Source organism: Parasediminibacterium schistidii (assembly GCF_046546515.1).
Taxonomy (GTDB): domain Bacteria; phylum Bacteroidota; class Bacteroidia; order Chitinophagales; family Chitinophagaceae; genus Parasediminibacterium.
The window spans coordinates 38,101-50,838 of record NZ_JBKHKJ010000002.1 but is presented as its reverse complement, the minus strand read 5'-3'; the positions used below and the strand labels follow the sequence as shown (position 1 = coordinate 50,838).

At 41.1% G+C, this 12,738-nt stretch carries 12 protein-coding genes; 8 read left to right on the top strand and 4 right to left on the bottom strand.

Annotation, left to right across the window (positions count from 1 at the left end):
• Positions 1 to 1,211 precede the first annotated feature (1,211 nt).
• The 7 genes from rpmH (at position 1,212) to ACHFIY_RS01560 (ending at position 6,921) form a co-directional block, all read left to right on the top strand.
• Positions 1,212 to 1,367 (top strand): 50S ribosomal protein L34, encoded by a 156-nt coding sequence (rpmH, locus tag ACHFIY_RS01590; protein WP_379015212.1) that lies wholly within the window; start codon positions 1,212 to 1,214, stop codon positions 1,365 to 1,367.
• 173 nt (positions 1,368 to 1,540) lie between these two features.
• Positions 1,541 to 1,954, top strand: coding sequence for a ribonuclease P protein component (locus ACHFIY_RS01585; RefSeq protein WP_410844291.1), 414 nt, complete (start codon positions 1,541 to 1,543; stop codon positions 1,952 to 1,954).
• Positions 1,929 to 2,159 (top strand): membrane protein insertion efficiency factor YidD, encoded by a 231-nt coding sequence (gene yidD / locus ACHFIY_RS01580; protein ID WP_489685634.1) that lies wholly within the window; start codon positions 1,929 to 1,931, stop codon positions 2,157 to 2,159. The genes ACHFIY_RS01585 and yidD overlap by 26 nt, the downstream gene beginning before the upstream one ends.
• Before the next feature lie 41 nt (positions 2,160 to 2,200).
• Positions 2,201 to 3,637 carry a 23S rRNA (uracil(1939)-C(5))-methyltransferase RlmD gene (gene rlmD, locus ACHFIY_RS01575; RefSeq protein WP_410844290.1) on the top strand — a complete coding sequence of 479 codons (1,437 nt, stop codon included), beginning with the start codon at positions 2,201 to 2,203 and terminating at the stop codon, positions 3,635 to 3,637.
• Between the two features lie 182 nt (positions 3,638 to 3,819).
• The gene (locus ACHFIY_RS01570) at positions 3,820 to 4,641 is read left to right on the top strand and encodes a rhomboid family intramembrane serine protease (protein ID WP_410844289.1); all 822 of its coding nucleotides are present in this window, start codon (positions 3,820 to 3,822) and stop codon (positions 4,639 to 4,641) included.
• A 241-nt stretch (positions 4,642 to 4,882) separates the two neighbouring features.
• Positions 4,883 to 5,773, top strand: coding sequence for a rhomboid family intramembrane serine protease (locus ACHFIY_RS01565; RefSeq protein ID WP_410844288.1), 891 nt, complete (start codon positions 4,883 to 4,885; stop codon positions 5,771 to 5,773).
• An 8-nt stretch (positions 5,774 to 5,781) separates the two neighbouring features.
• Positions 5,782 to 6,921: an endonuclease/exonuclease/phosphatase family protein gene (locus ACHFIY_RS01560; protein ID WP_410844287.1), complete on the top strand. Its 1,140-nt coding sequence runs from the start codon at positions 5,782 to 5,784 to the stop codon at positions 6,919 to 6,921.
• A gap of 63 nt (positions 6,922 to 6,984) precedes the next feature.
• On the opposite strand, the gene asnB is transcribed toward ACHFIY_RS01560, so the two are convergent.
• The 4 genes from asnB to ACHFIY_RS01540 all read right to left on the bottom strand — a co-directional run bounded on the left by asnB (position 6,985) and on the right by ACHFIY_RS01540 (position 11,553).
• Positions 6,985 to 8,910 carry an asparagine synthase (glutamine-hydrolyzing) gene (gene asnB, locus ACHFIY_RS01555; RefSeq protein ID WP_410844286.1) on the bottom strand — a complete coding sequence of 642 codons (1,926 nt, stop codon included), beginning with the start codon at positions 8,908 to 8,910 and terminating at the stop codon, positions 6,985 to 6,987.
• A gap of 221 nt (positions 8,911 to 9,131) precedes the next feature.
• Positions 9,132 to 9,836, bottom strand: coding sequence for a response regulator transcription factor (locus tag ACHFIY_RS01550; RefSeq protein ID WP_410844285.1), 705 nt, complete (start codon positions 9,834 to 9,836; stop codon positions 9,132 to 9,134).
• 266 nt (positions 9,837 to 10,102) lie between these two features.
• Complete coding sequence (locus ACHFIY_RS01545; protein ID WP_410844284.1) at positions 10,103 to 11,089, bottom strand: sensor histidine kinase; 987 nt, start codon at positions 11,087 to 11,089, stop codon at positions 10,103 to 10,105.
• On the bottom strand, positions 11,086 to 11,553 hold the full coding sequence (locus tag ACHFIY_RS01540) for a gliding motility lipoprotein GldH (RefSeq protein WP_410844283.1): 468 nt from the start codon (positions 11,551 to 11,553) through the stop codon (positions 11,086 to 11,088). Before ACHFIY_RS01540 ends, ACHFIY_RS01545 begins: the two co-directional genes overlap by 4 nt.
• Positions 11,554 to 11,666: 113 nt before the next feature.
• Between ACHFIY_RS01540 and ACHFIY_RS01535 the strand changes: the two genes are divergently transcribed.
• Positions 11,667 to 12,716, top strand: a complete 1,050-nt coding sequence (locus ACHFIY_RS01535; RefSeq protein WP_410844282.1) for a hypothetical protein — start codon at positions 11,667 to 11,669, stop codon at positions 12,714 to 12,716.
• Positions 12,717 to 12,738: the final 22 nt, after the last annotated feature.

Below are 12,738 nucleotides of genomic sequence, written 5' to 3'. Positions count from 1 at the left end.
TACTATAATCCTGCCCGCCACTTATCCCAAAAAGCCGGAACAAACACCCCCAGGGGCAAGAAGATGGGATGCAAAACGAGGACACTTATACAATTTCTATACTATTGCTTTTTCTGGGTTTTTTATTAAAATAGTTTCAGTTTTGACAATTTTTGGTTTTTTTCCTATTTGCGATTTTTTGAAAAAACGTCCCCTCGCCTTTAAATCATTGATTATCAACAATAACGGCAAATTTTAATGCGTATTTTGTGCCTATTTTGTGCCTATTTTTTGAGTGATTCGTGCATACTTTTTGCGTATTTCATGCTCATTTTGTGCGTAATTTTTGCGTATTTTACAGCCATCAATACAAGGCTAATTTTTAAGCTAAAACTATCTTAATATTAATAAAAAAAGAACATTGATGCAAATACTAGTTGATAACTTGTAAAATGTGTTTAACCTAGGTTTTTAGCAAGGGCATTTCTGGCACAAAGATAAAGTTTTTAAAGATTAAGGAATATCGCCACAAAGCGAAAAACTTTTATGCACCCTCTTTTTTTGAGGTGCTATGAGTTTATATCTGTTATTTTAACTTAGGCTTTCTCCCATCATAGGGGCATTTTTGGGCACTCATGGGGGAATTATGCCCCCATATAGGATTATACTTTTGCATGTGTTATAAATCAACCCCAAATTTGCAGTATACGGCTTCTTGTTTTTTGTTGGCACAATCCCTGCTGTTGCCTTAACCTTGGTCCGTTACCCGTGGGATACTAATTTCAATACACAACTAAGAAATCATTATATGTTCATTTTTCACTCAAAAAAACACGAAAATACACACTTTTCACTCACGAATCACTCACTTTTCACTCATAAATCACTCACAAAACACTCATGAAACACTCACTCCAGAAAAACATAAATTACTGTATTTCAATGAGTTATGACAAAAATTGACCTCAAAATTAAATTTCGGGTTTCAAAAGCCAGCAAAACCAAGCGGGAAACGCCCCTAAAAATGAATCTTAAAAGTCTTGTCTTTCCCGTCAAGGTTGCAGGCAATGCTAGGTTGGTACCCACCAGCACCTCAAAAAAAATTAGACAAGAAATTATTTTTTCAACTATTTCCCCACAAACCCTTACCTTCGCCGTCCTTTCACAAATAGTGGTGATGGTGACTACTATAAAGTTGAAAAATATTTTTTGGGTCCGTAAAATTTTTAAACATGAAACAAACATTCCAGCCACATAAAAAGCGCCGTAAAACCGTGCATGGTTTCCGTAAGCGTATGCAAAGTGCCAATGGTCGCAAGGTATTGGCAAGCCGCAGGGCAAAAGGTCGCAAGAAACTTACTGTTTCTAGTGAAAAGGGTTTAAAATAAGATAGCAACATTTTTTATAAACCATATTTATAAAGACTGTCCCTGCAAATTGGGACGGTCTTTTTTTGTTGTTTTGCTTAAACGAAAAGGGCACCAAGGTTTTCGCAAAGAGCACGATGACAGTTAGTATATTGTGATTGTTTATTGATTTTGAAGGATTATATAAATTTATTTTGACAGACACACCTTTATATACTTTTAACAAGCAAGAAAAGCTAAAAAGCAGGAAACTGCTGGAAGCTTTGTTTGCCAATGGGAAAACATTCTTGGTCTTCCCAGTAAAAGTGTTGTACATGGTGGTGGAAGAACCGCTAGATTTTCCTGTAAAAGTGGGCGTTGGCGCAAGTAGCAAAAAATTTAAGCGGGCAATGGATAGGAACAGGATAAAAAGGCTGCTGCGCGAAAATTACCGCTTGCAAAAACAGCCCCTGCACCATTTTACTACTGCGCATAACAAGCAGGTAGCAGTTTTTTTGATGTATATAGACAAGGCATTGCCCGACAATAAATTGCTGCAGAAGAAAATGCCCATGCTTATTGATAAATTAATAACTGCGCTAGGTGAAAACAATACTGTGGCTCATTAGCCTGCCTTTTATAGTGCTGATAAAAGCATACCAATATATCCTGTCGCCAATTTTGGGGCCAAAATGTAGGTACACGCCAAGCTGCTCTAACTATACCTTAGAGGCACTTAGGAAATATGGGCCATTAAAAGGTGGATGGCTGGCCTTGAAACGCATAAGCAGTTGCCACCCATGGGGTGGGCATGGCCATGACCCTGTGCCATGAGTTATACTTAAAGAAGTAAAGAATTAGCCTACTTTTACCCCGTGAGAAAGTACAAGAAACCGGTTATCTTAGAAAATGTATTGGTAGAAAGCTATGCTGCCGAAGGCAAGAGCCTGGCACGGGTAGATGGGAAAGTGATTTTTATTGAAAGCACCGTGCCCGGTGACATTGTGGACATACAACTTGGCAAAAGCAAGAAAGACTGGGCAGAGGCATACCCCCTCGCCTTTAAAAAATATGCAGCAAACCGAGTAGCGCCTTTTTGCAAGCATTTTGGCGTATGCGGCGGCTGCCAATGGCAAATGCTGCCTTATGACCAACAATTGATATATAAGCAACAACAAGTAGCAGACAATTTATCCCGCATAGGCAAGGTACAATTGCCAGAAATGCTGCCCATTGCTGGGGCAACCCAAACTACTGGCTACCGCAACAAACTGGAATATACGTTTGCCACCCGCCGTTTTATACCCAAGGAAGAATTTCAACAGTTGCGGGCAGCTGGCACCGCTGCCGAGACAATAGAAAGCGAAACAGGTGCTGCTGGCTTCCACGCAAAAGGTCAGTTTGACAAGGTTGTGGCCATAGATATCTGCCACCTGCAAGAAGAACCCACCAACCAGATACGCAATTTTATTGTGGCTTATGCCAAGCAGCATGGATGTAGTTTTTATGACATTAAAAACCATGAAGGCTGGCTTCGCAACATGATGATACGCATGGCCACCACAGGCGAAATAATGGTGAACATGGTACTGGGTTTTGAAGACAAAAAAATGCGAGAAGGGTTGTTAAATGCATTGCTGCAACAGTTCCCTGCTATTACTACCTTGCTATACACCATCAACCTAAAGTTCAACGATAGCATTTACGACTTGCAGCCCATTGTGTATCATGGCAATGGCTACATTATTGAAAAACTGGAAGGCTTCCAATTCAAAATAAGCCCAAAGTCATTTTTCCAGACCAACACCAAGCAAGCAGAAAAGCTGTATGAAATAACCCGTGAGTTTGCCGAGCTGGATGGCGCACAAACGGTTTATGACCTGTATTGCGGCACAGGCAGCATTGGTATTTTTTGCAGTGAAAAGGCAAAAAAAATAGTTGGGGTAGAGTTAATAGAAGACGCCATAAAAGATGCGAGGGAGAATGCAGCGTTAAACAGCATAAACCACTCTTTTTTTACAGCAGGCGATGTTATAGACATTTGCAATGATGATTTCTTTTTAGAGCACGGCAGGCCAGATGTGGTTATTACAGATCCCCCCCGTGCAGGGATGCACGAAAAACTGGTAAAGAAATTACTAGATATAGCAGCCCCATTGGTAGTATATGTAAGCTGCAACCCTGCCACACAAGCAAGGGACTTAGCATTGCTGGACGAAAAATATATGGTAACAAAAATTCAGCCCGTAGATATGTTCCCCCATACACACCATATAGAAAATGTAGTGCAGTTGAAGTTGAGGCAGTCATAAGTCATAAGTAGTAAGCGGTAAGTTAGATAAGTGTAAAAGTATTAAAAATGCGGTGCATTTGCTACAAACACTACAGGGGTTGAACAATAGTAGCCATTGGTGAAACCCATGGTAAGCTGTAACTAGAAACCTTGCAACTTGTAACAATTAAAAATAAATATACCCCTACGGGGAAAATAGGTATGAAAGAATTTAGGCCGGGCAGATTTGAAGTGTTACCCATGGTGATTAAAAATTTACTCATCATCAACGGGTTATTTTTCTTGGCACAGAATACTATTGGTAACCAGTTTTCTTTTGACGATTGGTTTGCCCTCCATGCATGGAAAAGCCCATTGTTCAAACCATGGCAATTGGTTACACACATGTTTTTGCATGGGGATGTAGGGCATATATTTGGGAATATGTTTGCACTATGGATGTTTGGTTCCATACTGGAAAGCTTGTGGGGCGGGAAAAGGTTCTTAACATTTTACCTTATTTGTGGCCTAGGAGCAGCTTTGTTGCACTTGCTATTCTTGAATTATGACATTTCAAACCTCAACAGCCAATACATTCAAATAGCTTCCATGCATGTAAACCATCAGGCAGGAAGCATACAGGCTATGCTTGCATTTGCAGACTATCACCATGTCTCGGGCGATTTAGTAGAGTATCTTAGAAATAGCCCAGATGACGTTGCAGCCTCTGATAAATTGATGGAAACGCTTTCTGCTTATTATACATCCATTTTAAATACGCCCACCATTGGTGCCAGCGGTGCCATATTTGGCGTGCTGGCAGCATTCGTTTATTTATTCCCCAATACCTATTTATATCTGTACTTTTTTGTGCCTGTAAAGGCAAAATGGGCAGGCTTGGCTTATTTTGCTTATGAGTTGTTTTTTGCTGTGAAAAATTCTGCCGGCGACAATGTTGCACGCTGGGCCCACGTGGGTGGAGCAATAGTGGGCTTGTTAATTGTAATAACTTGGAATAAAACAAACAAAAAAACATTTTATTAGTATTAGCCACAAAGGCACAAAAACACGAAGAAGCACAAAGAAAAAAAGTTGGAAGGTTATATTACAACACAAAGCCCCTTATTCTTTTCTTTCTTTTTTGTAATTTTCTTCGTGCCGCTTTGAGCCTTAGTGGCGAAAAAAATACCGCCTATTTTTGTTTTAGCATTTGGGTAACCTTGCACTTGTTAACTTTACAAAAAAATAGTACACTGTGGGCTTTAGAGACAATAACAAGAGAAGAATGCCTTTGCTAGGGGAAGACAATAATGCCCTCACATGGCTCATTATCATCAACAGTACCGTGTTTATACTGCTCAATTTCCTTAAAATCGTTTACTTTTTTTCCGATATACCGCAAATATTTTTCCAGCACCAAATAATAGACTGGTTTTGCTTGCCTGCCTCGTTTGAAAAACTGGCTACCAGACCATGGACGGTATTTACTTATATGTTCAGCCATTTAGGCGTAATGGATTTAATAAGCACCCTCCTTTGGGTATGGGGTTTTGGCTATATACTTCAAGATTTAACTGGCAACACCAAGCTGATACCCATTTACCTGTATGGCGGTGTGGTAGGGGCATTATTTTTCTTGCTTACCAATAATATTTTCCCAGTGCTGGCGCAAAATGTTGGCAATGTGTCTATGATGGGTGCAGGCGCATCGGTAATGGCAGTAGCCGTAGGCACTACCACATTGGCACCAGACTATCGTATATTCCCATTAATTAATGGCGGCATCCCGCTTTGGGTACTTACCTTGGTTTTTGTAGCTATAGATTATGCCACCGTTGCAAGTAGTAGTGGGGGCATGGCAGTTGCCCACCTTGCAGGTGGGGCAATGGGTTTTATTTACATCAAGCAATTGGGCAAAGGGAACGATTGGGGGCAATGGATGTACAGTTTTGCAAACTGGATAGATGGCCTGTTTAACCCGGAAAAGAAACAAGCTGCTACGCCACAAAAAGATAAGTTGTACTATAAAAGCAACCAGCCCCCCTACACGAAAACGCCCAACCTTACCCAGCAAAAACTGGATGATATTTTAGACAAAATTAACCAAGAGGGCTACCACATGCTTACAGATGATGAAAAATTGTTCCTTAAAAAAGCAAGCAAAGAAGAATTTTAAAAATTAGTATGGCTAAACTTTATGCTTTTGTAAAGGCTGCAACCGTTATTGGCATTTCGGTGTACTGTTTTGTTTACCTGCTAAGCTGTGCAACGCCTTTTATAAACCCTATATACTGCTATTTTTTTACTTTCTTGGCTTTAGGTTTTCCTTATTTACTGACAGGCATGTTGGCTGTTTTGTTGTGCAGCCTTTTTTTTTATAGAAAGTATAGCTTTGTTTTTTTGTTTTTAATATTGTTGGGGTATAAAAATATCCTTGCCACCACAGGGCTGCACTTCCCCAAAAAGTACCATGAACAAAAAGAGACCGGGAGCATCAGGCTACTTTCGTGGAATGTAAATGATTTTATAAACAATGGAAGGTTGCACGATAGCATCAATAGCCCTAGAAGGCAAATAATGTCATTTATAAAACAATCAAATGCAGATGTTGTGTGCATGCAGGATTTTGAATCCTATCTAGAAAACGAATATTTTGTTTCCAATGTAAAATATATGGTTGACACACTTCACTACACTTATTTTTATATTTCTACCGATTATGATTTTCGATTAAACCATGACGTGGCGTATAAATACGGCACAGCTATTTTTTCTAAATATCCCATTATAGACTCTGACAGGTTCGCATACGCCAATAAGCATTACCCAGAACACCTGATGTATGCCACCATTAAAATAAATAATAAAGCAATAAGGTTTTATACTACCCATTTGCGGTCGATGAACCTGCACAGAGATGGAAAAAACCCTCAAATAACCGATTATTCTTTTTTCAAGGACGACACAACTGTTATTTTTTATAAAAGCAAATTCGAGAAATTGCGTTACTACGATTCAGTTCATGTTTTGCAGGCAAAGCTGATAAAAGAGCAACTAGACAAATGCACGCTGCCTTTTGTTTTTTGTGCCGATTTAAACTCGGTGCCATCTAGCTATGTTTACCAATATATAAGCCAAGGGCTAGATGATGCCTTTTTACAGAATCAAAGCGGCTGGGGCAATACTTACCCCGGCATTTCACCTTTTTTGCGAATAGATATAACGCTTTTGAGCAAGGAGTTGTATGCAAAGCAATACTATTGCCCAATGTTTCTCGCATCAGACCATTTGCCCGTTTTAACAGATATTGCTATATACAAGTAACGTTGTGAAAATAACCTTCCCATTTTAGCCCATAAGAAATTAATATCTCAGGGCTAAAGCCCCCTACAAAATCCCAGCTGCACTCATATACCGCCAATCGAAATTATCGGCTGCATGGGCAGCTTTTGCATTCAAGGGTGCATTCAGTGCAGCTTGGGTAAGGATGTTTTTAGCAACTAATTTCTTGCGGCTTTCGTGTACCATGTCTATAATGGCGGGTTGCTGCATCCATTGCTGCTGGGGCGGCTCGTAGCCTACTTTCCCTTTCCGCCAAGCTATACTAGCTGGCAATATGCCTTCCACGCTTTTCCTCAATATCCATTTAGTAAAGCCATCCCTCACTTTAAAAGTAGCCGGCAGCGAGAAAATAAATTCCACCAATTGGTGGCTTAAGAAAGGCAACCGCACTTCACGGCTATGTGCCATGGAGTTGCGGTCGGCATACCGCACCAATTCCTGCAAGCCTTGGGTAAAAGTGTTGTAATACAATATGTCTTCCAGTGTTTTTACCACTGGTTTTTGAAGGGTGTCTTTATTTTGGTAATGGTTGTAAAAATCTGGGTTGATGAAAGCATTGTGCTTTTGCCTGATAATAGCATTTTGCTGCAACTGCTTGGCTGCCCTTTCTGGGAAAAAAGCCGCAGCATAGTTTTTAATGCCCAAGCTATCCAAAAAATCATTTTGTTGCAACAACCGTTTTTCCCTTGCAAAGTTGGCATAGCCGCTGCGTAGTTGCTGCTGCAAAAACCATGGCATGTATTTTTTATAGCCGCCAAGCACTTCGTCTGCCCCCTGCCCATCTAGCAGAACGGTGATGCCTTGTTCCTTTGCTAGTTTATACACCATAAACTGGGTAAGTATGCTGCTGCTTTGCACAGGTTCTTCTTGATGGTGCATGAGTAAGCCCCAGTTGTCTATCCAGTCCTGCGTTGTTGGCGTTACAAAATGGCAATGCAAGTTTTTTTGTGGGTAGCGCTGTTGGAAATCATCGATAAACTGGCTTTCGTCTTGCTTAAACCCTGGGAATACAGCAGAAAAAGTATCCAACGAGCCAACACCACTGGAAAGCAAAGTAGCGGCAATAGCCGAGCTGTCCAATCCACCACTTAAAGATGTACCCAAAGGCACATCGCTCCGCAGCCTTCGCTTAATGGAAGTATTGAATAATTCTGTAAATAGCTCAATAGCATCACCCCCATCCCCTAAAGGGGGGTAAGAAATACCCCTAACCCCTGAAGGGGGATAAGAACCACCCAACTGACCACTGGCCACTGACCACTGACCACTTAATGAATACCACTTTTTCATCTGTACCTTCCCTTTGCTCGGCTGGATTGTTAAATAATGTCCGGCAGGCAGGGAAAGTATATTGCTGTAAAAGGTCTGTGTTTGTTTAATAGGGTTTTGGGTGTAGCCAAGTGTAAGGTAGTTGAGCATCATGGTGCCGCTCAACTGCTTTTCTATGCCAATTGCCCAAAGGGCTTTCATCTCGCTGGCAAATGCAAACTGCTCAAACTGCCCACGCTGCTGATATATGGCGTGGTAGTACAATGGCTTTTCGCCAAAACGGTCACGGGCTATCCATAATTCCTTTGTATTTGCATCGTATAATGCAAAGGCAAACATACCATCAAAATGATGCAGGCAGTCTTTGCCCCAATGGTCAAAAGCGGCTGGTATTACCTCGCTGTCGCTTAGCGTAGTAAAGGAATATCCATGCTGATGCAGGGTTTGCTTTATTTCTATATAGTTATAAATTTCCCCGTTGAAAACAAGGGTATAATGCAGGTAATTGAATGGCTGGGCAGCTGCATTGCTGGTATCTATTATGGCCAATCGGCGGTGTCCAAGGCAAATGGTGTTTTCCTCATTTGCCCAAAAACCTTCCCCATCGGGGCCACGGTGCTGCAAAGCATCCGCCATGGCCTGCACCTTTTTTGGCTGCACCAATGATGGGTAAGGGGATAAAATGCCTGCAATGCCGCACATGATAATCAGGAATTAAGAATTAGGAATTGAAAAAGCTTCGATCACTGATTGAGGAATTGAATATGTAAACTAACAAGAACTACAGCTATTACTTTCGGGTAGCTTAATTCTAAAATCCATCCAACTTACGCTTTTAGCAATCACTGATTTTGCATTTGAGACTTCAATCTAAGGGTTTTAAAACTTATGATTCATAATTCCTAATTATTAATTCCTAATTCCTAATTATTAAATTTATACCCCACGCTCCTCACAGAATGAAAGTGAACAGGGTTGCGGCTGTCTGGCTCGAAATGCTTGCGGAAATTGAGGATAAAATTATCAATAGTGCGTGTAGTGGGGTACACATTGTAGCCCCAAACTACTTGTAGTATCTTTTCCCTGGTTACTACCTCGCCTTTGTTTTCTACCAATAGCTTTAGCAGCATGGTTTCTTTTTTGCTTAGTTCTATTTGCTTGCCATCGTGGGTGGTGGCATGTTGTGCCTTAAAATCTATTGTGTTGCCACCAAAGTTATACAGGTCGCCAATGGTTTCTTTTTCCTGTATTTTTTGGTTTTTGGTAATCAGTTTTTCTACCCTTAGCAACAATTCCTCTAGGTTAAAAGGCTTAGCAAGGTAGTCGTCCGCTCCTTTTTTCAGGCCTAACACCCTGTCGGCACTTGTGTTTTTGGCACTAAGCATTAGTATAGGGGTGTCTAGGTTGTTTACCCGCATGGTTTCTGCTACGGTAATGCCATCTACTTCTGGCATCATCACGTCTAGCACCACCAAGTCAAAGTACTCATTGGCTATGGCTTTTAGTGCCTCGCTGCCATTGAAAGCACTGGTTACCTCATAGCCCTCCATTTCCAAATTTAACTTTAGGGCTTCGTGCAGGTTTTCCTCGTCATCTACCAATAAAATATTGCCTTTACCTTGGTTCATTGTGCCTAAATTTAATGTACGCAATCAAAAGAAATTTAACCACAAGGAACACAAAGGATTTACACAAAGTACACTAAGTAAAATTCATCATAGCTAGGAGTACGCTCCCCGTAAAGGAGGCTAAGAAACACAAGGCTATTCAAGAACCCTGCTATAATATTGGGATTTGGGAAATCCTTTGTGCCCTTTATTTGCTATTATCGCCTTGTGTACCTTGTGTTTCTTATTCCTTGTGAACCTTGTGGTTAAAATACCGCCCACAATATTTAAAATAACCCATTAAATATAACCGTAAATATACTTCCTTTTGGTTGGTTATTGCTTACTGCAATGGTGCCCTTGTGGCCTTGCACTATTTTTTTGCAAAGGTATAGGCCAAGCCCTGTGCCTTTCGTGTTCCTTAGTTTCTCGTCGCCGCTGCGGTAAAATTTTTCAAACACCCGCTTTTTTTCTTCTTCTGCTATGCCAATGCCTTCGTCTGCTACTTGCAGCAGCATTTTGTTGCCTTCTGCTTGTAGGGAAATGGCTACTGAGGCTTCTTTTGGGGTATATTTCAGTGCATTTTCTATCAAGTTGTTTACCAGCATTTGCAGCAGCAGCTCCTCGCCCATTATATGCAAGCCGTCAGTAATATTTACTGGTATGTTTCGGTTTGGGTAGCGATTTATAAAGTCTTTGGCACAATTAGCCACTATATTGCTCCAGTTTATTTCTACTTGGCTAGGCTTATACGCACCAGCATCTAATTGCGCAGCAAATAAAATATTGTTGCACAAGGTATTCAACCTGTTGGCTTCCTGCAAAGTATTGCCAATAAGCTTTTGTTGCTTGTCAATGTCCAGTTTCCGCTTTTGCAGGGTTTCAAGGTTCAGCATGGCAACTGCAATAGGGGTTTTTAGTTCGTGCGTTACCGCCATCATGAAGTTTTGTTGCTGTTGCGATAGCATCAATTGCCGCCGGGTAGCCCTAAACACAAACACGGCGCCTACAATTATCAACGCAAGAAAGGTGGAGCCTTCGCCAATGTATTGTGCTATTTTCCGCCCGCGGGCATCTTCGATAAGGGTTACTTTTTCTATGTAGTGGGGGTCGTCTTTTTTCAACTCTACCAGCCTCATGCTGGCCATCAGGCTGTTTTGGTTTTGCAGGGCAATAAACCACCAAACCAGTGCCGCAATCATGTACGAAAGCAATACCCAATATACAATGGTTACCATTGTAAGTTTTTGCCTCATGGATAATCTTACGGTCATGGCGTTGCTTTTTCTACCCGTATGCCTGCGCTTAATACAGATTCCAATGGGTTTTCCCTCATGATTTGCTGGAGGGTAAATTGGTAGTCGCCTTTTTTCAATTTCACGGGTGCTTGGGTAATACGCACCCAATGTGTGAATATATCGTCTATGCCGCTGCCCAGCCAGCCCTTGCCATTGTTGGCCAAAATAATTTCCAGTTGCTGGCTTACAGCAGCAGTACCAGGGGCTTTAGTGGTAACATTTAACCAAAGATTGTTGTAATGATAGGCATCTTCATGCTTTACCACAACAAAAATATTGTAGAGTGCGTTAGTATCTTTTATGGTAAAATTAAACACGGGCTTGTTATCGGTGGTCCATTTAAAAGCGGGGAAAGGCGTTGTTTTTTCATATACATCGATGGTGTTGCAAGCTGCTAAAACAAGGCAACAAGAAACAACAAGGGAAAAGAATAATCTCACTAATAAAAATTTTTCCAAAGATAGGGAGTTGTTAACTTGCGCTTAAAACAAGGCAGCATTTTTGGCATGAATATTATCTATATTTGACAATAGAATTCTAGTCAAAAAACATTATGAACAAGCAGCTTGGTAAAATAACGGTATTGGCAATTATAAGTGCCTGTTTTGCCATGGCTTGCCAGAAAGATTATAGCGTGGAGCATTATGTAGGTGGCACGACAACAGTGCCAGTAACAACTCCTTCTACCATTGCTCAAGGCAGCCTGCAGGACAACCTGGGCAACTGCCAAGGCGTTACCGTTCATGGCGACTATGTGAAAGATACGGCCCTTACAGACAATAACTATTTATCAGTTTCAGTAACTTTTAGCACAACGGGCAAATACAAGCTATATACAGATACGCTTAATGGCTATTGGTTTTCTATGGACTCTGCTGCTGCCACTAGCACCGGGCAGCAGGTGGTGAGCCTGAAAGGGCATGGTACATCTAACCAAGCATCTACTGCTATGTTCACAATATATTTCCGTTCATCTTCTTGTTCTTTTGCTATTACCACTGCCGCTTTGCTGCCGCATGTTTCTGCCGAGTCAGATTATTTTCCCATGACTGTTGGCAGCTACTGCACTTACGACACCGTAGAAACCAACCCCGGCAAACAAGATAGTATAAGATATAGTGTGCCAAATTTGCCACAAATTACCCTTGATGGCCAGCAATACAGGCAGTTTGTAGGCAGCAACAACGACAAAAGGTATTACAGGAAAGACGGTGCAGGCAAGTATTATGAATACTCAACAGAATTTAGCTCCTCCTTAGGAATAAAATTTGAATACAAGATGCTTGACGAGAGCGTGCCTGTTGGCGGCAGTTGGCAGACGCCTCAAATGAATGTGATATTTTCAGGGACTATATTAAAAGGAAAAATAACTTCTACTATTATATCAAAAGGTCTGTCTTCAGAATTTACAAGCCCCAATATTGACAGTGTAATAGAAGTGGATCAACAATTAAGCTTGCTAGGCACAGATGGCACAGACTATGGGGCCGGTGTTTCCGCTATTAAAACATACTTTGCCAAAAAGATTGGACTGGTGAAATATTATTCGCCGTCATCACCAAGTAATAGCTACCTAAAAGCACGAGGCTGGTATATTCAATAAAAATGGGCAACATAGTCATTAA